This window comes from Chryseobacterium shigense (assembly GCF_014207845.1).
In the GTDB taxonomy this organism is placed as follows: domain Bacteria; phylum Bacteroidota; class Bacteroidia; order Flavobacteriales; family Weeksellaceae; genus Chryseobacterium; species Chryseobacterium shigense_A.
The window spans coordinates 297,251-320,203 of the sequence record NZ_JACHLC010000002.1; the positions used below are offsets into that span (position 1 = coordinate 297,251).

General features: G+C 37.5%; 24 protein-coding genes. 20 read left to right on the forward strand and 4 right to left on the reverse strand.

What is annotated here, in order from left to right; all coding sequences use genetic code 11:
• Positions 1-108 precede the first annotated feature (108 nt).
• The 8 genes from HNP36_RS11105 (at position 109) to HNP36_RS11140 (ending at position 9,307) form a co-directional block, all read left to right on the forward strand.
• Positions 109-2,274, forward strand: a complete 2,166-nt coding sequence (locus HNP36_RS11105) for a TonB-dependent siderophore receptor (protein WP_184163093.1) — start codon at positions 109-111, stop codon at positions 2,272-2,274.
• Between the two features lie 41 nt (positions 2,275-2,315).
• Complete coding sequence (locus HNP36_RS11110) at positions 2,316-3,518, forward strand: PepSY-associated TM helix domain-containing protein (protein WP_184163096.1); 1,203 nt, start codon at positions 2,316-2,318, stop codon at positions 3,516-3,518.
• Positions 3,518-5,635: a TonB-dependent receptor gene (locus HNP36_RS11115; protein ID WP_184163097.1), complete on the forward strand. Its 2,118-nt coding sequence runs from the start codon at positions 3,518-3,520 to the stop codon at positions 5,633-5,635. Before HNP36_RS11110 ends, HNP36_RS11115 begins: the two co-directional genes overlap by 1 nt.
• A 51-nt stretch (positions 5,636-5,686) precedes the next feature.
• Positions 5,687-6,898 carry a PepSY-associated TM helix domain-containing protein gene (locus HNP36_RS11120; protein ID WP_184163100.1) on the forward strand — a complete coding sequence of 404 codons (1,212 nt, stop codon included), beginning with the start codon at positions 5,687-5,689 and terminating at the stop codon, positions 6,896-6,898.
• A 77-nt stretch (positions 6,899-6,975) separates the two neighbouring features.
• Complete coding sequence (locus tag HNP36_RS11125) at positions 6,976-7,944, forward strand: ROK family protein (RefSeq protein WP_184163103.1); 969 nt, start codon at positions 6,976-6,978, stop codon at positions 7,942-7,944.
• 408 nt (positions 7,945-8,352) lie between these two features.
• Complete coding sequence (msrA, locus tag HNP36_RS11130; protein WP_184163106.1) at positions 8,353-8,907, forward strand: peptide-methionine (S)-S-oxide reductase MsrA; 555 nt, start codon at positions 8,353-8,355, stop codon at positions 8,905-8,907.
• A gap of 45 nt (positions 8,908-8,952) precedes the next feature.
• Positions 8,953-9,114, forward strand: a complete 162-nt coding sequence (locus HNP36_RS11135; RefSeq protein WP_184163109.1) for a hypothetical protein — start codon at positions 8,953-8,955, stop codon at positions 9,112-9,114.
• 16 nt (positions 9,115-9,130) lie between these two features.
• Positions 9,131-9,307 (forward strand): hypothetical protein, encoded by a 177-nt coding sequence (locus tag HNP36_RS11140; RefSeq protein ID WP_184163111.1) that lies wholly within the window; start codon positions 9,131-9,133, stop codon positions 9,305-9,307.
• Between the two features lie 49 nt (positions 9,308-9,356).
• On the opposite strand, the gene HNP36_RS11145 is transcribed toward HNP36_RS11140, so the two are convergent.
• Positions 9,357-10,181, reverse strand: a complete 825-nt coding sequence (locus HNP36_RS11145) for a hypothetical protein (protein WP_184163114.1) — start codon at positions 10,179-10,181, stop codon at positions 9,357-9,359.
• Between the two features lie 381 nt (positions 10,182-10,562).
• On the opposite strand from HNP36_RS11145, the gene HNP36_RS11150 reads away from it, so the two are divergent.
• The 6 genes from HNP36_RS11150 to HNP36_RS11175 all read left to right on the forward strand — a co-directional run bounded on the left by HNP36_RS11150 (position 10,563) and on the right by HNP36_RS11175 (position 14,093).
• Complete coding sequence (locus HNP36_RS11150) at positions 10,563-10,748, forward strand: hypothetical protein (protein WP_184163117.1); 186 nt, start codon at positions 10,563-10,565, stop codon at positions 10,746-10,748.
• A gap of 230 nt (positions 10,749-10,978) precedes the next feature.
• Entirely contained in the window at positions 10,979-12,451 is a 1,473-nt protein-coding gene (locus tag HNP36_RS11155; RefSeq protein ID WP_184163120.1) for a tetratricopeptide repeat-containing sensor histidine kinase, read from the forward strand.
• Positions 12,452-12,464: 13 nt separating this feature from the next.
• Complete coding sequence (locus HNP36_RS11160) at positions 12,465-13,130, forward strand: response regulator (RefSeq protein ID WP_184163122.1); 666 nt, start codon at positions 12,465-12,467, stop codon at positions 13,128-13,130.
• Positions 13,131-13,257: 127 nt separating this feature from the next.
• Positions 13,258-13,428, forward strand: coding sequence for a hypothetical protein (locus HNP36_RS11165; RefSeq protein WP_184163125.1), 171 nt, complete (start codon positions 13,258-13,260; stop codon positions 13,426-13,428).
• A gap of 66 nt (positions 13,429-13,494) precedes the next feature.
• Positions 13,495-13,806 carry a hypothetical protein gene (locus HNP36_RS11170; protein ID WP_184163128.1) on the forward strand — a complete coding sequence of 104 codons (312 nt, stop codon included), beginning with the start codon at positions 13,495-13,497 and terminating at the stop codon, positions 13,804-13,806.
• A gap of 86 nt (positions 13,807-13,892) precedes the next feature.
• The gene (locus HNP36_RS11175; protein ID WP_184163130.1) at positions 13,893-14,093 is read left to right on the forward strand and encodes a hypothetical protein; all 201 of its coding nucleotides are present in this window, start codon (positions 13,893-13,895) and stop codon (positions 14,091-14,093) included.
• Between the two features lie 41 nt (positions 14,094-14,134).
• Here the strand turns inward: HNP36_RS11175 and HNP36_RS11180 are convergent, their stop codons facing one another.
• The 3 genes from HNP36_RS11180 to HNP36_RS11190 all read right to left on the reverse strand — a co-directional run bounded on the left by HNP36_RS11180 (position 14,135) and on the right by HNP36_RS11190 (position 16,024).
• Positions 14,135-14,584, reverse strand: a complete 450-nt coding sequence (locus HNP36_RS11180) for a GNAT family N-acetyltransferase (protein WP_184163133.1) — start codon at positions 14,582-14,584, stop codon at positions 14,135-14,137.
• Positions 14,577-15,200 (reverse strand): ribosome biogenesis GTP-binding protein YihA/YsxC, encoded by a 624-nt coding sequence (yihA, locus tag HNP36_RS11185; protein WP_184163136.1) that lies wholly within the window; start codon positions 15,198-15,200, stop codon positions 14,577-14,579. The genes HNP36_RS11180 and yihA overlap by 8 nt, the downstream gene beginning before the upstream one ends.
• 62 nt (positions 15,201-15,262) lie before the next feature.
• A complete protein-coding gene (locus tag HNP36_RS11190; protein ID WP_184163139.1) occupies positions 15,263-16,024 on the reverse strand; it encodes an alpha/beta fold hydrolase in 762 nt (253 codons plus the stop codon).
• Positions 16,025-16,296: 272 nt separating this feature from the next.
• Here HNP36_RS11190 and mraZ point away from each other — a divergent pair, with 272 nt between their 5' ends.
• The 6 genes from mraZ (at position 16,297) to mraY (ending at position 22,901) form a co-directional block, all read left to right on the forward strand.
• The gene (gene mraZ / locus HNP36_RS11195; RefSeq protein ID WP_184163142.1) at positions 16,297-16,755 is read left to right on the forward strand and encodes a division/cell wall cluster transcriptional repressor MraZ; all 459 of its coding nucleotides are present in this window, start codon (positions 16,297-16,299) and stop codon (positions 16,753-16,755) included.
• Between the two features lie 40 nt (positions 16,756-16,795).
• A complete protein-coding gene (rsmH, locus tag HNP36_RS11200) occupies positions 16,796-17,689 on the forward strand; it encodes a 16S rRNA (cytosine(1402)-N(4))-methyltransferase RsmH (RefSeq protein WP_184163145.1) in 894 nt (297 codons plus the stop codon).
• Positions 17,690-17,780: 91 nt separating this feature from the next.
• A complete protein-coding gene (locus HNP36_RS11205; RefSeq protein ID WP_184163148.1) occupies positions 17,781-18,146 on the forward strand; it encodes an FtsL-like putative cell division protein in 366 nt (121 codons plus the stop codon).
• On the forward strand, positions 18,130-20,121 hold the full coding sequence (locus HNP36_RS11210; RefSeq protein WP_184163151.1) for a penicillin-binding transpeptidase domain-containing protein: 1,992 nt from the start codon (positions 18,130-18,132) through the stop codon (positions 20,119-20,121). Before HNP36_RS11205 ends, HNP36_RS11210 begins: the two co-directional genes overlap by 17 nt.
• Before the next feature lie 56 nt (positions 20,122-20,177).
• Positions 20,178-21,638 carry a UDP-N-acetylmuramoyl-L-alanyl-D-glutamate--2,6-diaminopimelate ligase gene (locus HNP36_RS11215; protein WP_184163154.1) on the forward strand — a complete coding sequence of 487 codons (1,461 nt, stop codon included), beginning with the start codon at positions 20,178-20,180 and terminating at the stop codon, positions 21,636-21,638.
• Positions 21,639-21,659: 21 nt separating this feature from the next.
• Positions 21,660-22,901, forward strand: a complete 1,242-nt coding sequence (gene mraY / locus HNP36_RS11220; protein WP_184163157.1) for a phospho-N-acetylmuramoyl-pentapeptide-transferase — start codon at positions 21,660-21,662, stop codon at positions 22,899-22,901.
• Positions 22,902-22,953 lie beyond the last annotated feature (52 nt).

A 22,953-nucleotide genomic window follows, 5' to 3' on the forward strand; every position in this document is an offset into this window, starting at 1 on the left:
AAGCGGGGTTTTATTATTCATCACCTAATAAATTCATGATAAATATCAACTTTGTTATTTATTTAGAACAATTAAAAACAATATATTTGCAGAAAATTTGACTTATTCATGAAAAATGTACTGATCTGTGCCTCAATGTTAGGTTCTATATTGAGTTACGCTCAAGAAAAAGATACTACCAAATCTAATGATATCGAAGAAGTTGTTGTCAACGGAAGATATTATCAGAAATATAAACTTAATGAAGTTTCAGGTTCACTACGACTTCAGACACCTCTTATTGAGCTTCCACAGAATGTACAATCCATAAGCGGCCAGGTTTTGGCAGATCAGATCACCTTAAACATGTCTGAAGGTATTGTCCGTAACGTAAGTGGAGCAAGAAAGGTGGAACACTGGGATAATGTTTATTCCAACGTTTTTATGAGAGGGGCAAGTATAGCCACTTACATGAACGGAATGAATGTTTCTTCCACATGGGGACCTATCAATCCGGACGCCTCTATTATTGACAGAATAGAATTCGTAAAAGGGCCTGCGGGTTTCATGGGATCTATGGGAGATCCAGCCGGATTTTATAATGTGGTTACCAAAAAGCCAACTGGAAAATTTGCCAACAGTGTAAGATTCACAACAGGAAGCTACAACCTTTTCAGAGGTGAGGCAGACCTTGACGGTGTTATCGTTAAAAACGGTGTATTGGATTACCGTTTGAACTTAATGGGCAGTTCAAACAAATCATGGTCAGAAAATGATAAAACAAGCAAAATAATCATTGCACCATCTATTACTTTCAGACCTACAAAAACAACTACATTTACAGCACAGTACAACTATCAGTTTTTAAAATTCAACCAGCCGGGAGCTTACTTAATGTCTAAGGACGGTTATGCTTCACTAAATGTTCATACAAACTTCAATGATCCCAACTTCAAAAAAACAGAGGTAAAGGATCAGAGTTTATTCTTAAGCTTAGATCAGAAGCTATTCAAAGACTGGGTTTGGAGTACGCAATATGCGTATATGGATATGAATTATGACGGAGGCTCATGGTGGGGCGGTTACTATGGTTCAGATCCAAATATTCTCAGCAGATCTTTAAGCAACTGGCAGGCTCTGGGGAAAAACAATATATTCCAGACCTATGTCAGAGGAAGTTTACAAACAGGGAATATTACTCATAAAATCATTGCCGGATTCGATTACGGAAATAGAAAATACCAAGCTGATTTCTCTTATTTAGGAGATGGAGGGTCTATTGATGTTCATCATATTATTTACGGTGTAAATCCAGCTACACTACCTCCTGAAAGTGCTTATTATCTGAACAGAAATGCTGATTATTATAATGATCAGGGAGTAAAATATACTTCTTATTATGCTCAGGATCAGATAGAAATGCTTAATAATAAATTACGTATTACACTCGCTGGAAGATATACCAGTGGTACAACATTCTCGGGATATCCTAATTTAGATCCTATAAAAGCTGACCAGGCTGGAGAATTTACCCCAAGAGTTGGTGCCAGCTACTCTATTAAAGATGATTTTTCAGTGTATGGAGTTTTTGATAGAACATTTGTACCTCAATCAGTAGCAAACTATACCAATACTAGCATTCCTGCCCCGTTAAAAGGCCAAAATATTGAATTTGGACTGAAAAAAGACTGGTTCAATGGAAAATGGAACTCTACTTTTGCTGTTTATGAAATAAAAAGAAAAAATATAAGCGTAGAAGACAGAGAACATGGAGTATTAAATCCTGATGGTATCACCTATAATTTTCCATACAGGCTGGCAATTGGAGAACAAAGAGTAAGAGGGTTTGAGGCAGATATCAAAGGAGAGATTGTAAGAGGGCTAAACGTTGTGATCAACTACGCATATACCGATGCTGTAGTAACAGAAGACACAGATCTTTCAAGAATAGGATCGGCAGCGCCCGGAAATGCCAAAAATGTTCAGAACACCTGGTTAAGCTATAGATTTGAGCAGGGTAATTTAAAAGGTTTCGGTATTTCAGCCGGATACCAGTATCAGGGAGGAAGACAGTCCTGGTTCGGAACCAGTGCAAAACAGGATCAAAGCCTGGAAGATTACTTCGATACTAACTTAGGAATTTCTTACGCAGCTAAAAAATTTGATGTTAATCTATTGCTGAACAATGTTCTGAACAGAAAACTTTACAGCGGTTACAGACCTGATGACGGTTCATATACATGGATCTACAATGCTCCACGCAACTGGAGACTATCAATTGGATATAAATTTTAATATAATAAATAAAAGCTAATCACCTCGGTTAGCTTTTTACTATGAAAAAGAAGCACCACCATAAAAAGAAAGTTTCTTTTACAAAAAAATGGTCGGCCAAACTGCATTTGTGGTTTGGCTTATCCGTTGGTATCATTATTTTCATTGTTGCTTTTACAGGTACAATGTATGTGTTCAAAGATGAGATTCAAAACGTTCTCAGAAAAGATGCCATTTATGTAAAAGCGGGAACTGTTAAAGAAAATCCCCTTTCCATTGAGCTTCTTAAAGAAAAGGTTTCTCTGGAACTCAATGAGAAATATCCCATCAGTTCTGTTGAAATTCCTTTAGATAAGAACAAGTCTTACGAATTCTCTTATTATGAGAAAGATAAAAAGGCCTGGAATTATTTTGATGAAGTGCTTATCAATAAGCTGGTTTATGTAAATCAATACACTGGGGAAGTTGTAGGAATTTATAACGAAAAATATGATCTTTTCCCTATTTTAAAGGCTATTCACTGGAGCTTGCTGCTAAAATCGGATTGGGGGAAATATGTGGTGGGAATTCCTGCGGTTTTATTCATTTTCATGTTAATTACAGGAATCATTCTATGGTGGCCCAAGAATAAAAAAGCAAGGAAAGGACGCTTCTGGTTCAGCTGGGAAAATGTAAAAACATGGAAACGCAGAAATTATGACCTTCACAACGTATCAGGCTTTTATGCTTCCTTTCTGGCTTTGCTTATAAGTCTTACCGGGATCTATTTTGCCTATCCTTATGTAAAAAATGCCTTCAATTTTACATTGTCCGGTTCCCTTGAACTTCCGAAAGAAAAAGAAATTAAATCTCCTGATTCCCTGATGGCAAAAAACACTTCAGTTTTTGATATCACTGCAGGGCAAACCAGAAAACTATATCCTTCATCTTCAAGTTTCAGAATTCCGTTAAACGGAAAAAATAAAAAAGGAAAAGAACTGAAAAACATCCCCGTTACCATATACGGTGAAGAAGGGCGTTTCAGTGAAAGAAACACATTGGTATTTGATAAATACTCAGGAAAACTGCTGGCAGAAAAACCTCATCAGAAACTCAACAATGCTGAAAAATATGCCAATGCCAACTATGATATCCATACAGGGTCTTATTTCGGCCTTTTTGGAAAAATACTCTGGTTCATTACCGGGCTTATCTGTACTTCGCTTCCTGTCACAGGATTTTTGGTATGGTGGGGAAAACAAAAAAAACTAGGAAAGAAAATATAATGAAAAAAGCGCTTTTATCAGTCGCATGTTTAGGGTCGGCAACTATTTTTGCTCAGGTTAAAGACAGCCTGCAGACCAACAATGTAGATGAAGTTGTAATGACTGCTTCCAGAAAAAAAGAAAATATCAAAGAAATTCCAAGCTCGGTAACAGTTGTTTCAGAAAAGCAGATCCAGTCTCAGCTTACCGTTAATTCGGACATTACCAGCATACTTCAGTATACAGTTCCCAGTTTGGGTACCAATTCAGGACAGACTTCCAATACGGGGCAGACCCTGAGAGGCCGCCAGGTTCTTGTGCTTATTGATGGAATTCCCCAGTCTACACCGCTAAGGAATGGCGCAAGAGACATCAGAAGCATTGATCCTTCAGTTATTGAAAGAATTGAGGTAATCAAAGGAGCATCATCCATCTACGGAAATGGTGCAGATGGCGGGATTATTAACTATATCACCAGAAGAAACCAGACAGACAAAAAAATTTCCGGCCTTACTCAAGTAGGTTTTACAGGCCAGCCGTATGGCGGAACTCTAGGAGTAAGAGCAAGCCAGCTGCTATCCGGAAAAGTGAATAAATTCGATTATGTCTTTTCCCTTGCATATGAGAGAACTGGCTATATGAAAGATGCAGACGGCGTTTACCTTACCCCAACCTACAGCACCGCTAAAATGGATAACTACAACGGAATGCTGAAAATAGGTTATAACATCAATAACGACCAGAGAATAGAAGCATCTTACATAGGGTATTCATCCAGATCTGATCTTAATTTAGGCTTAAAAACCGGTAAATATGGCATAACATCAACGATCGGGGAAGGACAGGGAAAAGGCCTTGAAACCACTCCTCAGGGAACGCCCAGAAACCATAATTTCAGAATCAACTATGATAACCAGAACCTTTTCTGGGGAACTACATCACTGAACTTCAATGCATACATGCAGGATTTCAGAACAGTATACGGATATAGCGATACCTTTTTAGGAGGAGGCCAATCCAATGTAATTTCCAAAAAATACGGCGCCAGATTCAACTTTGACACAAAACTTTGGAATGCCGCCAATTCCCAGGGAGAAATCATGTACGGAATGGATATCCTTAACGACCAGACTGTTCAAAAATTGGAAGACGGCCGTTACTGGACACCTGACATGAATATGACCAACCTTGCCCCTTTTGTATTGGTTAAAATTGATTTACTGAAAAAATTAACCATCAAAGGCGGTCTCCGTTATGAAAACATGAGCGTTAAAGTTGGAGATTTCAATACCCTTTCTTCCATTAAAAATGACGGAACTTTTACAACAAGCATTTTCGTTACCGGCGGAAAACTAAAATACAATGCATTAGTAGCCAATTTAGGGGTGCGTTACAATATTGAGCCTTTCGTTAATTTATTCGGAAGCTTTTCACAATCCTACTCCATCAACGAATTGGGAAGAATCCTGAGAACATCTACCCAGGGAACCATTCAGAATCTTGAAACCAAGCCTATCATTGTTAACAACTATGAATTCGGTGCTACAGGACAGATCTCAAAATGGGTAAACTACGAGATCACATCCTATGTAAGTACTTCAAAGCTGGGAGCCTCATTTGTACAAAGTGCAGACAGAGCGTTAACCATACAGAGGTCTCCGGAAATTGTTTACGGTGTGGAAGGATTCCTGCATTTTACCCCTGCACGATGGATCAATTTTGGAGGAAGCTACAGCTGGATGGAAGGAATTACTTCAATCAAAGATGACGGGGATTATTCGGCAAAGATCAACAACAGCCGTATTTCTGCGCCAAAGGTACTTGCTTACGTTCAGGTAAAACCTTTCCATACTTTATCTCTGGGGCTGGATATGCTGCACGCTTTCCAACAGGACAGATTCGCGCCTAATGCCAAAACCGGACTGTTCGCATATGGTGAAGGCTATGTTCCTGAATACACCGTTTTTAATTTTAAATCAAATTACGAGATCAATAAAAACTGGAGAGTCTCGCTGGGAGTTGAAAATATATTCAATAAAATGTATCAGCCGGCTATTGCCTGGTGGTCAGCACGCGACAGTGAATTCGTAAATTCATTGGGCACAAGAGGGACTTTGATGCTTGAATATAAATTTTAATTAATCTAAATAAAAAGTTAACCCTATCTTTGCAAGACTTTGAACTGCGATATGAAGAAAAAACATCATCATAAAAAAAAGCCCGGTTTTTTTAAAAAATGGACTGCCAAACTGCACCTGTGGTTTGGTCTGGGGATTGGTTTTCTTATCTTTATCATTTCCATTACCGGGGCGCTGTATGTATTCAAGGATGAAATAGAAAACATCACCAGAAAAGATGTTATTTATCATAACGAGCAGAATATAGAACAGAAACAGGTTTTACCCATCAGAGTAATGGAAAAGGCTGTTGCGGAACAGGTAAAAGAAAAATATCCCGTCCATTGGGTCAATATCCCGATAGATAAAAAGATGTCCTATGTATTTTACTGGTATGAACATAATACGGATGCCTGGAATTATTTTGATGAGTTTCCTGTTTATAAAGCAGCCTACGTAAATCCTTATACCGGAAAAGTTCTCAGGATGTATGATGAAAAGAACGGCTTCTTCAATATTGTAAAGATGATCCACTGGAGCTTTTTACTGAAGCAGGACTGGGGAACGTATGTAGTGGGAATTCCTGTTATTATCTTCGTAATTATGCTCATTACCGGAATTGTTCTCTGGTGGCCTAAAAACAAAGCAGCCAAAAAACAGCGTTTCTCTTTCAGATGGAAAAACATAAAAAGCTGGAAAAGAAAAAATTACGATCTGCATAATGTTCTTGGTTTTTATGCTTCTATTTTCGCGTTGATTTTCTCGATCACTGGTTTATTCTATGCATTCTTCGTTGTTCAGGCCATGGTTTATGTAATATTTTCCGGTGGAGAAACGAAATACCCGGATTTTTCCCATATAAAGACCAAAGCCCCGATAGAAATGCGGAACGAAGGAACGCTGGACAAAGTCATTAAAACCGTAAATGAAAAATATCCAGACTCTTTCGGTTTTGCCATCGATCTTGGGCACGAACATATGGACGATCATGAACATCCCAATTTCGAAGTTTATGTGAAACATCTTTCTTATTCCTATCACAAAAGCAGCAGTCTTATCTTTGATGAAAATTCAGGAGAACTGCTTCACACCCACGATCCAAAGGATAAAAATTTTGGTGAGAAAACAGTAAGTGCCAATTATGACATCCATGTAGGAGCTATATTAGGGCTGCCTACAAAGATCATTGCATTCATTGTCAGTCTTATATGTGCTTCGTTGCCTGTAACCGGATTTATGATCTGGTGGGGAAGGAGAAAAAAGAAAACGGCTAAAACGGTTTAAAAGTTTTTTAAATAAAAGTTTTGTTAATAATTCATTAATACAATCTTTTTTATATTTTTAACCCTTTAAAAATAGAAATGTCATTAATAGATTTATCAAAACAAGTTGCCCTCGGAATTGATATAGGCGGAACGAATACAAAATTCGGAGTGGTAAACCACCGCGGTGAAGTTCTTGAAAAAGGAAGTCTGAGAACTGATGAATACAACAAAGTGGAAGATTTTATCGATGCTTTGTACGAGAAGGTTAAGCCCCTCATCGATAAGCATGGTGCAGAAAAAAACTTTGACGGAATCGGAGTAGGTGCTCCCAACGCCAACTACTATAAAGGAACCATAGAGCAGGCTCCCAATTTACCGTGGAAAGGATTAATTCCTTTCAGTGAAATGATGAAAGCCAAATTCAACCTGCCGTGTACCATCACCAATGATGCCAATGCAGCAGCTCTTGGAGAAATGCTTTTCGGTGCAGCACGCGGTATGAAGGATTTTATTATGATCACTTTGGGAACAGGTGTAGGCAGTGGAATTATTTCTAACGGAAGCCTTATTTACGGCCATGACGGTTTTGCCGGAGAACTGGGCCACACCATTGTAAAACCGGGCGGAAGAAAGCACTGGAGCACAGGATCCGAAGGAAGCCTGGAAGCTTATGCCTCCGCAACAGGAATAGCAATTACAGCAAAAAAAATGAGGGCCGAATTCCCTGAATCTTTACTGAACCAGTACCCTGAAGAGGAAATCAATTCTAAAACCGTTCATGAATGTGCATTGAAAGGCGACCCGATTTCTATTGAGGTTTTCAGGTATACGGGGCAAAAACTGGGTGAAGCATTAGCAAATTTCGTTATGTTTTCTTCTCCGGAAGCCATCCTTTTATTTGGTGGAGTAATCAAGGCCGGTGAATTTATTTTAAAGCCTGCCAAACTGCATATGGAAAGAAACCTTCTTCCGATTTTCAGAAATAAAGTAAAACTGGTTTTCAGTGAACTGGACGAAGCAGATGCTGCCATTCTTGGGGCAAGTGCTTTGGTTTGGGAAAAATAACAGAACATTACATCTAAGAAATATAGAAGCATCCTTTTTAGGGTGCTTTTTGTTTGAACAGGCTTTTCAATCTTAATTAAGCGATGTGAATTGTAATATACTACAGATGGCACGGATTTTCACAGATGTTGGTGTATTATTTCTATGCTTTATTATGAATATAATTCTAAAATTTCTTAATATAATGGTTCCTATGAATCCGGAAAGTCTGGGGAATAAAAATATTTTTCTTTTTAATTTACTCTTAAATATCTGCTTTTTCAGCAATTAAAAAACACAATATCAATTATGCTTTAAATCATTGGGCTTCTCTCACAAAATGAAAAAGTTTTTCATATTTTTGATTGGTTTTTAACTCACTTCTGTGTATTTGCGGGAAAAAACTATCAATAAAATAACTAACGAATAATGGATAATAACAATTTAGAGCAGGTTACTTTCGGAGGTGGATGCTTCTGGTGTGTGGAAAGCTGCTTCAATATGCTGAAAGGTGTAGAATCTGCCATTTCGGGGTATTCCGGAGGTCATAAAGACAACCCTACTTATGAAGAAGTGTGTACAGGTGAAACCAGTCATGCAGAAGTGGTACAGATCACTTTTGACCCTACAATCATTTCTTATGCACAGCTGATGGATGTATTTTTCTTCCTTCACGACCCTACCCAACTGAACAGGCAGGGCAACGATATCGGAACACAATACCGTTCTGTAATTTATTATAAAGACGATGCGGAGAAGGTAAAAGCTGAAGAGGCTCTTAAAAAATCTGAAGAATCAGGAAGATGGCCCGGAAAATATGTAACAGAAATTACCCCGTTTGAGAAGTTCTGGTCCGCAGAGCAGTATCACCAGGGTTACTACAACGAGAACCCAACACAGCCATATTGCAGTGCTGTAGTAGGTCCAAAAATCCAGAAGTTCAAAAAATATTTTGGGGAACTGGGAATGCTGAATGAGGCGTAAACGTTCTGAAATATTTGGAATTAACCATAATTTAAAAAAATAAACATGATTCAATTAATTTTATTGCTGTTTGGGTTGTCTTCTGCAGGCAATCTTAACAATACAACGGCAGACTATAGCAATCAAGCTCAAATTGCCGGAAGTGTACAACAAAACATGCAGGACACTGGCGGAGAAACCGGGCAAACTCCCCCACCACGTAAATAATGTCAAACAAAATACCATGATCAATTTTATCTTAGTGCTCATCGGATTTTTATCTTCCGGCAGCATGAACAAAGAACAAAATAATACCATTTCTCATAGGCCTCAAAATATAGTTGGTAGTTTTGAGAATAATGAGGGTGGACCGGTTGGAGGAAATTCAGGACAAACACCTCCTCCATTTACTCAGCCATAAAAAACGGGGACGATCAATGATCGTCCCCGTTTTTTATTACTCTTTAGCACTATTTGCCGGCATATTTGTCAATAATATAAGCTGTTGATGCCCGCAATTCTCTTCCATTATCAGGGTCTTCCCCATCCATTGTAAAAAATTCTACATTCCCGTAAAATTTTGAATACCAAGTGACTCCTAACGCATTATTAATAGTCAAAGTATCCTTTCTGTTAATCCTTTTGAAATGTTTCAGCAGTACCGAATCTACAGGTTTTAAATCATGATGTGGGTTTTTATCTGAACAGTCTGCAAGCTTATACTCGCTTTTATCCCAATACATACAGTTTTTCTCTATCAGCGGTTCTCCTCCTGTAAAAGATCCTAAATACTGAACATTGGCTTTATTTTTCTTATCAATTCCCATATAATGCCCAATAAAGACAGAACCAATAAGAAGTAATCCCAAGATTCCTATTCCGTTTTGTTTTACAAACTCTGGCATCTTGAAATTCTGCTCATTGGTAATATTGATGATCAGCTTTGAAAATTTATCTGTTATTGACTCTTCATCTTCATTCACGTTAATCTTCACGGTTGTTTTATTAACGGGTTCATCTTCCTTAATAAAGGTTCTGGAAAAGTCTTCAAAGTCTTCATACTCCAGATACTGGCTTAATTTATTGAGCACAAGAGTTTCTATGCCCGTTTCCTTACTTGTTTCTCCCACAAACGAATCATAGTACCTGGAAAGGGTTTTGGCAGATATGGTAAAATTCAGTTTTTTCTCAAGATCATCTGAAAGATCATCCGCCCATCCGCTTTTAGTATCTCTTGGAGATGTTCGTTTAATTTTTTCAAATACTTCACGAATTAGTAGTTTTTTCTTGGACATAATTAGTTTTTAAAGGCAATTACAAAATAGGTGATTTTCGACCATGTCGCATTACGGATTCCCATAACGAAATTCCTGTCCATACTCTGTCTATCGATGTCCATGCTTTGTCTAACACATGCGTCATCATTTGTCGCACCTTTGTTTCAGAAATCAGTGACAAACAAAACATTATAAAACAAATTTACAAAACTGATTTCAAAATCACCAGATAAAACGGAGGAAAACTCCGGGTTGGGAAGCAGATGTTTCTCCTCCGTTTTTGAAGGTTTACTTCCCAAAAATTTAAGAAGCGCTTCGAAATTTTTTATCCGTGTAACACTGCTTGTGATCTGTTTCGCAGGGAAGAGCACCAATGCCAATTTTTTAAATTTTTAAACAATGTTAGAATTAATATTGATGCTACTGGGATTAGCATTTCCAAATAACAACACGAATACAGCATCATGTAATAATAATCAGCCTCAGATAACGGTTCAGCTGACAAATCCGGGAGACGGAGACGGAAATGGCGGGCCAATTAGTGGAAACACAGGCCAGATACCTCCACCTTTCACTCAGCCATAATATTAAAGAAGAGCAGATTGTATAAATCTGCTCTTTTTATTATTTTGCAGAATAAAACCAATTCCATGCAAAAAATATTCTTCTTTTTATTAATATTCCTTTTATTATTTTCGTGTAGGAAAAAAAATTTAACTCTTGATAATACATTTTATAAAGAAGCAAGAAAGTTCAGAGATTCAAATATTACAGACTCAGCATTTTATTACTACAATTTAGCAAAAAGTGACTATTTGAAAGATCACGATTCAATAGGAGCTGCCAAATCACTCGTTAACATGGCAATATTACAATCCAAAAAAGGTGATTTTTACGGGAGTATTGAAACATCATTAGAGGCTAATAACCTCTTAAAAAATGAGAGAGATAGTACAATCAGAAGCACTCTTGTATCCAATTATAATAATATGGCAATTTCGTCTTCATTTCTGCAAAATTATGATGAATCAGCAAAATTTTATATTCAGGCATTGAAATATGCTAACATTGGTGAAAATAAATTCATTATTTACAATAATATAGGTGACGTATTAATACTTCAGGGAAAAACCAAACTTGCACAACAATATCTAAATAATGCACTCTTAGCAAAAGACAGTACTAATTATTCAAGAGCGTTAAACAATTTAGCAAAAGCTAAATTTTTAGAAGATAAAAATTATAATCCTTTACCCGAACTATATAAGGCGCTGGAAATAAGATCCAGATTGAAAGAAACTGTCGAACAAAATTCCAGTTTTGCAACTATATCAGATTATTTCGCAGACAAAAATCAAGAAAGGTCATTGTTTTTTGCCAATCAATTATTACTTACTGCAGAGAAAATTAAAAGTCCTGATGATAAGGTTCAAGCATTAAAACGGATAATTAATTTAGATCCTAAAAATTATTTAGAGAACTTTAAAAGATTTAATTTCATTAATGACAGCATACAAACGGCAAGAAGTAAAGCAAAAAATCAATTTGCAATCATCCGTTTTGATGTTGAAAAAATAAAAGCACAAAATGCAGAAAAAGAAATTCAGTTATTACAACGAAATATTGGATTAGGTACTTTATCCATAGTTTTAATAGGAGGTTTTTTCTGGAACAAAAGAAGAAAGAAAAGGCTTCAGCAGGAAAAAGAGCTTGAAGTAAAAAATACACAGCTCAAACTCTCCAAAAGAGTTCACGATGTAGTAGCCAACGGTATTTACCAGGTGATGACCAAAATAGAAAACCAGGAACATTTTGACAAAGAAGAGACCCTTGATGAGCTGGAATTCGTATATGAAAAATCCAGAGATATTTCTTATGAAAAGCCCGATCCTGAAAATGATAAAAAAGATTACAAAGAAAAAATCTCACGTCTTATCGCTTCCTTTAAGAATGAAAATACAGAAACTTACACCGTAGGAAACGAAAATGAAATCTGGAGCGGAATTTCTCAATCCGTCTTTGAAGACATTTACCAGATCATCAGGGAACTTTTGGTCAATATGAAAAAACACAGCTATGCTTCCCGGGTTATTTATAAATTTGAAAGAATTGACGATTCTATTAAAATTCAGTATTCAGACAACGGAATCGGTATTTCCGGAGATATTATTCATAAAAACGGATTGACAAATACGGGAACCCGTATTGCTGCTATTCGCGGAGAAATTATTTTTGACAATAAATCTGAAAAAGGACTGAAGATCAATATTTCATTTCCTGTTTCCTAAAAGCCCAAAAAGAATGTTCAAAAAAATTTTAATCGCCGAAGATCACGAAAGTATCAGCATTTCTATACAGAAAACATTGGAAGAACTCAACATCCTAAATGTTGATTATGTGTATTATTGTGACGATGCGCTGGCAAAAGTTCAAAAAGCCATCCGCGATGAAGCTCCTTATGACCTTCTGATTACAGACCTTTACTATGAAGAAGATCACCGGGAACAAAAGCTTAAAGACGGAAGAGATTTAATTCAAAAGGTCAAGGAATTACAGCCCTCCTTAAAAGTAATTGTTTTTTCTGCGGAACATAAATCAGGGATTATTGATTCTTTATTTAATAAATTCAAAATCAACGGGTATGTCCGTAAGGCAAGAAATGATTCCAAAGAATTAAAAAGGTCTATTGCTTCTGTTTTTATTAACGAAAATTATCTGTCGCTCGATTTAAAACGGGAAGTCAAAAAACTGAACAGTTATGAGTTTTCCAATTATGACATCACCTTGGTTTCTCTTCTTTCAAAAGGAATTTTACAAAAGAACATTCCCTTGCACCTTCAGGAAAAAGATATTAAGCCCAATAGCCTGAGCAGTGTAGAAAAAAAATTAAACAGCCTGAAGGAAGATCTTGAAGTTTCCAGCAATGAACAGCTTGTTGCTTTCTGTAAAGACCTGGGAATTATTTAAAATCTTTTTAAAATTCATACAAACCTTTCAAGTTTTTTGAAAGGTTTTTTCGTTTTACGGATTTCCGTAAGGAAGAGATTTTCAGGCTTCATACTTTTGAGATGTTAAACCAATAAAATTTTTTAACATGTCGAAAAAACCAATAGGTACAAAAGCAAAAACAGGAGAAGAATGTCCTGAATCAGGCGTCTGGAAAGTTGTGGGAACTCCATCCACAACAGCACCAATTGCCAAAGGTAATAGAATGCCCCCTTATGGCGGTAATTCTGTTACTTGGGAGCTAATTCAATACGCTTAGCTCTATTCCAACGATCATTTATTTGATCGTTGGAGTTTTTAAAAAATTTAATAAAAAATAATACTCATGAAAAAACTACTATTCACAACACTGCTGGCTGCTGGCTTGCTCCTTCCGGCTTACTATACTGGAATGGCCAACAATACCGTTTCCAAAACAGAATTATCTTCCAAAAATCAAAAGAAAAAAGCAAAGAAAAATAAAAACAGGAAAAGTTCAGCTTCCAACCGATCAGGATCCTATTACTATTCCCAAAGCGGAGGAGGGTGTACCTATGGCGGAAATAAACTCTATGTAGGTTCCAGAGGAGGATGCTATTACTATAGCGGCAGTACTAAACAATATGTAGACAGGTCATATTGTTCCGGCTGCAACTAATACAGCCCAAAACTAAAATCTTTCATCATAAAAGCAGAGAGATATCTTTGCTTTTTGTATTTTAGACCTTATTAATTCAAAATAATATGATACAATTTATTCTTATGCTGTTCGGCTTAATGTCTCCGGAAAAGGATACGAATGCATTTTACAGCAGTCAAAGTCAGATAACCACTCAGGTAAGCAGTCAGGAAATTGATCTTACTGATGGAAATGGTGGTGGAAATGGAAACGGCCACGGAAATGGCGGAAACACTGGTGGGAATACAGGCCAGACACCTCCTTAACATACTCACAACATAAAAAGCGAAGATTTCTCTTCGCTTTTTTATTTTCTAATCATTTCCGTATGCGGAATATCATCTTCCAGATATTTCTTTCCCGTATCTATAAACCCGAATTCAGAGTAGAATCTTAATAAATAATCCTGCGCTGAAATCTTTATTTCAGAAGTATGGAAACGGTTTTCTATAATTTCTACAGCGTATTTGATCAACTGCCGGCCAAGATTCTTTCCTCTCGCCTTTTCCGTTGTAAGAACTCTCCCCAAAGAAGTTTCATCATACTTGATTCCTTTATCAAACACACGGCAGTAAGCAAGGATTTCTCCATCCTCTTCAGCCCAGATATGAACAGCCTTCTGATCATAATTATCAAGGTCAGGATAAGGACAGTTCTGTTCAATCACAAAAACATCAATTCTTGCTTTCAGAATAGCATACAGTTCAGGAACCGTAAATTCATTGAAGATTTTAATCTTCCAGATTATACTACTCATCGAAACTGATGTTATTATTCTTTAAAAAATCATTGGTCTTCTGGATGAAAGCCAGGATTTCATCCCCTCCTGTTTTCTTTTCCGCAGAAGTTACGTACAGCTCCGGAAGGTCCTCCCAGGTTTTATGCAATTCATTCTTATAGTTTTCTACATTCTGAATGGCAACATTCGGCTTCAGCTTATCAACTTTTGTAAAAACAATTGAAAAAGGAATCCCGCTTTCTCCGCACCATTGGATAAACTCCAGGTCAATATTTTGTGGATTGTGACGGGAATCTACCAAAACAAAAAGGTTCACCAGGTTTTTCCTGTTTAAAATATAATTGGTAATCAGCTTCTCAAAATCCTTTCTTATAGATTTTGAAACTTTTGCATATCCATAACCCGGCAAATCCGTCAGATACCATTCCTCATTCACTAAAAAATGATTGATCAGCTGCGTTTTCCCCGGAGTTCCTGAAGTCTTTGCCAGATCCTTATGATTCATCATGGCATTGATCAGTGAGGATTTTCCAACATTGGACCTTCCAATAAAAGCATATTCCGGAATAACAGGTTCAGGGCATTCCTGCCATTTTCCACTGCTTTTTATAAAATTTGCGGTTTTAATAACCATCTTGAATATTTTTTAGAAAAACAAACCATTAAGAAAACTCTTAATGGCTTATTATTATTTGTTTAAACTTTGTCTTTTAACCAGCTGTAGAGAATTTCATTAAATTCATCAGGCTTTTCCATCATGGCGGCATGCCCGCACTTCTCGATCCAGAACAAATCTGAATTTGGAATGAACTTATGCATATCTTCGGCCACTTCAGGAGGTGTTACATTATCCTGTTTTCCCCAGATCAGACAGGTTGGCGTCAGAATCTTAGGAAGATCGTTCAGCATATTATGTTTGATAGCGCTTCTTGCAAGCATTACCGTCTTTATGCCCTTCATTCTGTCATTCACTACAGAAAACACTTCATCTACAAGGTCTTCTGTGGCAACAGCAGGATCATAAAAAACCTCTTCTGTTTTCTTTCTTATATAAGAACGGTCATTTTTCCTGGGGAAACTGTCTCCGAAAGTTCTTTCATACAGTCCCGAGCTCCCTGTTAATACAAGATTCTTTACCAGATCCGGTCTTGCCAAAGTCATAATAAGCCCCACATGTCCCCCCATAGAGTTTCCTACAATAGTGACAGGTTCGGAGATATGACTTTCTATAAATTTGATAATATATTTTGCAAGAGTGGTAAGATTAGTATTAAGTACGGGCAGATCGTAGATAGGTAACTGAGGTACATATACCTTGAATCCTTTTTCCGAAAAAAAATCTACCATCTTATCGAAATTACTCAAACCACCCATTAAACCGTGCAACAGCACCAATGGATGTCCTTCTCCCGCCTCTACAAAAGTATATTTCTTTTCTTTTTTTGTACTAAATATCATAAAATGCCTTAATAAAGCTCTGCAAAAATACAAATTAAACCTCAAAAAAATTTTGATTACCCTAATTTAAAGTAAAAATAATATAATATCACCCTTTTTCTTTACTTTTTTCAAAACCTCATTGCTATGGCTTAAATAAGACTTTTCACAACATTCAAAATATCAAACACTTACCCCGTTTAAATTGAATCTTTTATAAAACTTATTAACATTAAGTCAAAAAGTGGGAAAAAGTGGGAAATTTTGGAAATTATTATATAAATTTGTCCCAAATGAAAAATTTCATTGGAACATATGAGTGTAAAATTGACGACAAAGGCCGTTTAAAAGTTCCCTCCTCCCTGATCAAACAGATGGAAAACTTCGACGATAAGGCGTTTGTAGTCAAAAGGTCTGTGTTCCAACCTTGCCTCGAAGTCTATCCCATGAATGCCTGGGATAAGCTGATGGGCAAGATAAATAAATTGAATAGATTCATTAAAAAGAATGCTGATTTCATTCGAATGTTTACGGCAGGTGTAAAAACAGTGGAACTGGATAATGCAGGAAGACTTCAGATCTCAAAAGATCTGGTTCATTTTGCAAACCTTCAGAAAGACACTGTAATTACCAGTGCAGGAGAGCTTTTTGAAATTTGGGATAAAGATGCCTATGAAAAGGTAATTTCTACCAACGAAGCTGATTTTGCAAGCCTGGCCGAAGATGTGATGGGCTCTTTCGATGAAGAATAAACCGCACTTGCCGAAAAGCAAGGTAAAAACACAATTAAGTATGTACCACAACCCCGTTTTATTGAAGCAGAGCGTTGATGATTTGGTGACGAATCCTGACGGAATATACGTGGACTGCACTTTTGGAGGAGGAGGGCACTCAAGAGAAATCCTGAGCAGACTTTCAGAGAAAGGAAAACTTTTCAGTTTTGACCAGGATCTGGATGCCCTTAAAAATACAATTGATGACCCGAGATTCACGCTCGTTAATCAGAATTTCAGGTTTCTGGAAAACTCCCTGCTGATGTATGGTTTTTCCCAGATTGACGGCGTATTGGCAGACCTCGGTGTTTCATCCCATCAGTTCGATGAGGCGGAAAGAGGTTTTTCTACCAGAAACAATGCCCCTCTGGACATGAGAATGAACGTGATGCAGAGCCTTGATGCCAAGAGAGTCATTAATGAATATGAAGAAACTGAACTTGCCGATATCTTTTATCACTACGGTGAACTGAGAGAAGCAAGAAAGCTGGCAAGAGACATTGTTCATCACAGAAAAACAAAAGTCATAAACACGACCGAGGACCTGAAAAAGCTTTTTAGTTATATTCCGCCTCATAAGGTGAATAAATTCTATGCGCAGCTTTTCCAGGCGATAAGAATAGAAGTAAACCAGGAGCTTGAAGCATTAAAAGAAATGCTTGTTCAGGCTCTCAATATTTTAAGACCGGGAGGAAGACTTGTGGTGATCTCTTACCATTCATTAGAAGACCGTTTGGTAAAAAGATTCCTGAAAAACGGAATGTTTGAAGGAGAACAGGAAAGAGATATATACGGAAATTATAAAAAGGTATTTGAATTGCTTAAGAGTAAAGCGATCATCCCGGATGATAAAGAGATCGAAGAAAATTCAAGAGCAAGAAGTGCAAAAATGAGAACAGGAATTAAAGTATAAAGCTGAATGAGTGAACAGCCGATTGTGAATATTGAAACCGATTATTGACAAGCACAGTGAATTCACCATAAAGCAAATTGAGATAAAAATTTTGGCAAAAAGAACAACAAACCGCCCTCAGAAAAAGCTCACTTTTATAGACATTATAAAAGGAAACTTCCTGAACCGTGATGAGATCAAAACTCATTACAAATATTTTTTACTGTTGTTCGTCCTTATGATGGCAATGATTTACAGCAATCACCTTGTCAACAAGAAGATTAAAATTGTCAATGCACTAAAAGAAGAAACAGAAGAATATAAATCGAGAAACGCTTACGCCCAGAGTAAGCTGATCAAAGTAAAAATGGAATCGGAACTGGGGAAAGAAGTGGCAAAGGATTCATTGATGACCCTTGAAAACCATCCTCATAAACTCCTTATAAAACTAGACAGTACAGATGCAAAAACAAAATGAATACGATAACAAACGTAAAAAAACGTTAAGGTGGGGTTACCTCTTCGCAGTGGGAGCTCTATGCGTATTTGTGATGTTCCTCGCAAGAATAGTGATCCTGCAAAACACTAACGTTCAGGAAATTAAAGACGATTATATTAATAAAAATTACCGTGAAGCAACGCTAAAAGCTGCCCGCGGAAACCTCTTTGCTTCAGACGGATCAATTCTGGCCACAACCGTAATGCGCTACGACATCTATCTTGATTTCAAAACAATGAAAGATACGATCTACAGCAATAATATTGGTGCGCTGACAGATTCTTTAAGCAAAATGTTTGGAAAATCCAGAGGAGAATTCAGGCAAAAATTTGATGAGCAGAAGAAAAAGAAAAACCAGTACTATACTTTGGTAAAAGGTCTTGATTTTGACCAGTACGACAGAATCAGGAACTTCCCGATCTTTAAAAGAGGTAAAAATAAAGGCGGATTTATTGTAGACAGAAATTATAAGAGAGAGCTTGCCACGTCCGAAATCGGAGCCGGAACCATCGGAATGGACAATGGCGAAGTGAAGGCAGGGCTGGAAGGCGCTTTTTCAAAATATCTTACCGGAACCGATGGTAAAAGACTGGAGCAGAGAATCAACTCATCCCAATGGAAACCTATCGATTACTGGAAAGTAAAAGAACCGGTGGATGGAGAAGACGTTTATACAACCCTAGACCTTAGAATTCAGGACATTGCACACTCCGCATTAGAGAAGCAATTAATCACCTTTGAAGCCAAGCACGGAACAGTAATCGTGATGGAAACGGAAACCGGAAAAGTAAAAGCCTTGGTTAACCTGAGAAGAACAGATTCAGGAGAATATGAAGACTCATACAACTATGCGTTAAAAGACAATATCGAACCCGGCTCTACCTTTAAAACGATTTCTCTTTTGGCAGCAATGGATGATGGATTCATTGACGAAAACACAACCGTAAATGTAGGAGGAGGAGTCTGGACCTATGCCAAGCAAAGGATTTCAGACGGTCACGGCGGAGGAACCTATGATATAAGTGATGTTTTGGCAAAATCAAGTAACGTGGGAACTGCAAAACTTATTACAAAGTATTATGCAGACAAGCCACAAATATTCCTTGACCACCTGAAAAGATGGAAATTATTTGATAAAATGGATATCGAGCTTCCGGGAATTACAAAACCGAAAATCGTAACACCGCAAAATAAAAGATGGAACGCTGCAACACTCGCTTCTATTTCCTACGGATATTCATCAAATATTAACCTGTTACAGTTAACCACCTTTTATAACGGGGTTGCCAACGGCGGCAAAATGCTTAAACCTCTATTCATCGATAAAATCATGAAAGACGGAAAAGTAATGTACAGCGCTAAACCTGAAGTAATGGTGAATAAAATGGCCTCTGAAAAAGCCATTAAAATGATGACCAGTGCACTCACCAAAGCCGTAGAAAAAGGAACCGGACGAAGCATCTTTACTCCCAACCTGAAAATGGCAGGAAAAACAGGAACCGCAAGGTTTGAATACTGGCTGCCTGGCCCGATGAAGTACCGCGCCTCATTTGCCGGTTTTTATCCTGCCGATCATCCCAAATACACCTGTTATGTGATGATCAGCGAACCGAATACGGCAAAAGGATTTTACGGAGGTTCCGTTTCAGCGCCTGTATTTAAGGAAATTGCAGGAAAAACATTCCTGAAAACGCCTCAGAATATTGAAAAAGAAATGCTTGTAGACAGAAAGGTAAACCTAAGCAAAATGGTGGAGCCTAATGTGAAAATAGCAGTAAATAATAAACAAATGCCAAGCGTGGTTGGACTGATTGGAAAAAACATCATCCCACAGCTGGAAAATTTAGGTTATAGAGTTGACTATAAAGGAGTTGGAAGAATCAAAGAACAGTTCCCATTGGAAGGCACGGTAATCAGCAAGAACCAGAGAATTTATTTGTCTCTGCAGAATTAAAATTAAAGACAGTCTTAAGACAATTAAAATGACAGGAATTCCTGTCGAGTATAAAAATGATAATAACAGAATTATTAAAGAGGATTCCGGTTTTAGAAATTCATGGTGATGATTCCCGTGAGATTTCGGAATTGGTTTTCGACAGCAGGAAGGTTACGGAAAACTCACTCTATATTGCAGTGAGAGGAACCGTTGCAGACGGACATTCATACATTGCATCATCTGTTGAAAAAGGTGCAAAAGCAGTAGTATGTGAAGAATTCCCGGAAACATTGAATGAAAATGTAACCTATGTGAAGGTAAAAGATTCATCTAAAGCTTTAGGACATTTAGCATCCAATTTCTATGGAAATCCATCCCAGAAACTTAAACTAATCGGAGTTACCGGAACCAATGGAAAAACCTCTGTATCTACCCTTCTTTTTGATGTATTCAAAAATTTAGGCTATGATTCAGCATTGCTTTCTACTGTAGAGATCAGAATCGGTGAGAAAATTATTCCCGCCACCCATACCACTCCTGATGTTATTACCATTAATAAAATTTTAGCCCAGGCAGTTGAAGAAGGCTGTGAATTTGCTTTTATGGAAGTAAGTTCCCACGGAATCAACCAGAACAGAATTGAAGGTCTGCATTTTAAAGTGGCCGGTTTCACCAATCTTACCCATGACCACCTGGACTATCATAAAACCTTCGATGAATATCTGAAAACGAAGAAAAGATTCTTTGATGAACTGGAAAATACTGCCGTAGCCATCACCAATGTAGATGACAAAAACGGAATGGTAATGCTTCAGAACACAAAGGCAAACAAAAAGTCTTACGCTCTGAAAACTATGGCAGATTACCACGGAAAATCCTTAGAAATTGATTTCAACGGAATGCTGCTGAACTTCAACGGAAAAGAATTCTGGACCACACTGACAGGAAAATTCAATGTTTACAACCTTCTGTTGGTTTTCGGAATTGCTTCAGAGCTTGGTTTTGAGCAGGATGAAATTTTACAGGCCATCAGTAAACTGAAAAGAGTTTCCGGAAGATTCGAAACCTTCAAATCGGACGGAGGAATTTTCTTCATCGTAGATTATGCACATACGCCGGATGCTCTGGAAAATATTCTGGACAGCATTAATGATATCAGAACAAAAAACGAAAGACTGATCACCGTTTTCGGATGCGGAGGCGACAGGGATCACTCGAAAAGGCCTGAAATGGGAAATATTGCCACTAAAAAATCAACACTGGCAATCATCACCTCAGACAATCCGAGAACAGAAGATCCTGCACAGATCATCAAAGAAATTGAAGCAGGTGTTGAACCTCAGAACTTCAGCAAATACACTTCAATTCCGGACAGAAAAGAAGCTATAAAAATGGCAATTAAGTTTGCAGAACCTAGAGATATTGTTTTAGTCGCCGGAAAAGGCCATGAAAACTATCAGGAAATTAATGGTGTAAAACATCATTTTGATGACAAAGAAACCATCAACGAGCTTTGGAAGCTAATGAGCAAATAAAATTAGATTAAAAAAGGAAACATGTTATACTATCTATACGAATATCTAACAAGCCAGGGAATCCATATTCCGGGATTAGGAATGCTGAAATACATTTCTTTCCGTGCCGGTATTGCCGTGCTTTTTTCTCTGATTATTGCTCTTGTATACGGAAAAAGGATCATCAACTACCTGCGTGCAAGACAGATGGGTGAGCTGGTACGTGACCTTGGATTGGACGGGCAAAAGCAGAAAGAAGGAACCCCAACTATGGGAGGGCTTATCATCATTATTGCAACCATTATTCCGGTGCTGCTCTTTACAAGAATTACCAATGTATATATTGTTCTGCTTCTGGTTTCAATGTTATGGATGGGTTCTATAGGTTTCCTTGATGATTATTTAAAGAAAATAAAGAAAAATAAAGACGGACTGAGCGGAAAGTTTAAAATCGTAGGCCAGGTCGGATTAGGGCTGATTGTCGGAATTACAATGTATTTCCACCCGGATATCACGGTGAAAAGAAAATATGCAGATGCAAAAGTGGTGAACAGAAACAATGTTGAGCAAAACTTTATGCCGACAGAAAAAATCACTGTTTCTACTGTGCCGTTTGCCAAAAACAATGAATTCGATTACAGCGGAATCCTGTTCTGGATGAATGATAAAGATGCTCACGAATGGGCATGGATTGTCTTTATCCCGATTGTTATTTTCATCGTAACAGCTGTATCAAACGGAGCCAATATCACAGACGGAATCGACGGCCTTGCCGCAGGAACCAGTGTAGTGATACTGCTCACCCTTGCCCTGTTTGCCTACCTTTCCGGAAACATCATCTTTGCAGATTACCTCAATATCATGTTCCTGCCGAATATGGGAGAGACAACCATTTTTGCCGTTGCGATGGTAGGTGCCGTGATCGGCTTCTTCTGGTACAATACCTATCCGGCGCAGGTTTTTATGGGAGACACAGGAAGTTTGATGCTTGGAGGGGTGATTGCCGTATTAGCCATTATTTTAAGAAAAGAACTTTTGATTCCTGTTTTATGTGGAATCTTCCTGATTGAAAACATATCTGTCATGCTACAGGTGGTTGTTTTCAAATACAGAAAAAAGAAATACGGGTTGGAATATGCCCAGAATAACAGGTTTTTCAGAATGTCACCATTACACCACCATTATCAGAAGGGAGGCTTCCATGAAAGTAAGATCGTAAACAGAATGATCATCATCGGGGTAATGCTGGCTATTGTATGCCTGATCACATTAAAAATGAGATAACCAATCATTTAAATATTGAAGAATTTAAAAAATTTTGAATCATTAAATCCTT

Bases quoted from the DNA above. Each gene is read 5' to 3' on its own strand.
- HNP36_RS11160 (WP_184163122.1), top strand. From the start codon at position 12,465: ATGTTCAAAAAAATTTTAATCGCCGAAGATCACGAAAGTATCAGCATT.
- HNP36_RS11140 (WP_184163111.1), top strand. From the start codon at position 9,131: ATGATCAATTTTATCTTAGTGCTCATCGGATTTTTATCTTCCGGCAGC.
- HNP36_RS11120 (WP_184163100.1), top strand. From the start codon at position 5,687: ATGAAGAAAAAACATCATCATAAAAAAAAGCCCGGTTTTTTTAAAAAA.
- HNP36_RS11180 (WP_184163133.1), bottom strand. From the start codon at position 14,584: ATGAGTAGTATAATCTGGAAGATTAAAATCTTCAATGAATTTACGGTT.
- HNP36_RS11150 (WP_184163117.1), top strand. From the start codon at position 10,563: ATGTTAGAATTAATATTGATGCTACTGGGATTAGCATTTCCAAATAAC.
- HNP36_RS11215 (WP_184163154.1), top strand. From the start codon at position 20,178: ATGATAATAACAGAATTATTAAAGAGGATTCCGGTTTTAGAAATTCAT.
- HNP36_RS11125 (WP_184163103.1), top strand. From the start codon at position 6,976: ATGTCATTAATAGATTTATCAAAACAAGTTGCCCTCGGAATTGATATA.
- HNP36_RS11210 (WP_184163151.1), top strand. From the start codon at position 18,130: ATGCAAAAACAAAATGAATACGATAACAAACGTAAAAAAACGTTAAGG.
- mraZ (WP_184163142.1), top strand. From the start codon at position 16,297: ATGAAAAATTTCATTGGAACATATGAGTGTAAAATTGACGACAAAGGC.
- HNP36_RS11110 (WP_184163096.1), top strand. From the start codon at position 2,316: ATGAAAAAGAAGCACCACCATAAAAAGAAAGTTTCTTTTACAAAAAAA.
- HNP36_RS11175 (WP_184163130.1), top strand. From the start codon at position 13,893: ATGATACAATTTATTCTTATGCTGTTCGGCTTAATGTCTCCGGAAAAG.
- HNP36_RS11170 (WP_184163128.1), top strand. From the start codon at position 13,495: ATGAAAAAACTACTATTCACAACACTGCTGGCTGCTGGCTTGCTCCTT.
- HNP36_RS11115 (WP_184163097.1), top strand. From the start codon at position 3,518: ATGAAAAAAGCGCTTTTATCAGTCGCATGTTTAGGGTCGGCAACTATT.
- HNP36_RS11165 (WP_184163125.1), top strand. From the start codon at position 13,258: ATGTCGAAAAAACCAATAGGTACAAAAGCAAAAACAGGAGAAGAATGT.
- HNP36_RS11135 (WP_184163109.1), top strand. From the start codon at position 8,953: ATGATTCAATTAATTTTATTGCTGTTTGGGTTGTCTTCTGCAGGCAAT.
- mraY (WP_184163157.1), top strand. From the start codon at position 21,660: ATGTTATACTATCTATACGAATATCTAACAAGCCAGGGAATCCATATT.
- HNP36_RS11190 (WP_184163139.1), bottom strand. From the start codon at position 16,024: ATGATATTTAGTACAAAAAAAGAAAAGAAATATACTTTTGTAGAGGCG.
- rsmH (WP_184163145.1), top strand. From the start codon at position 16,796: ATGTACCACAACCCCGTTTTATTGAAGCAGAGCGTTGATGATTTGGTG.
- HNP36_RS11105 (WP_184163093.1), top strand. From the start codon at position 109: ATGAAAAATGTACTGATCTGTGCCTCAATGTTAGGTTCTATATTGAGT.
- msrA (WP_184163106.1), top strand. From the start codon at position 8,353: ATGGATAATAACAATTTAGAGCAGGTTACTTTCGGAGGTGGATGCTTC.
- HNP36_RS11145 (WP_184163114.1), bottom strand. From the start codon at position 10,181: ATGTCCAAGAAAAAACTACTAATTCGTGAAGTATTTGAAAAAATTAAA.
- yihA (WP_184163136.1), bottom strand. From the start codon at position 15,200: ATGGTTATTAAAACCGCAAATTTTATAAAAAGCAGTGGAAAATGGCAG.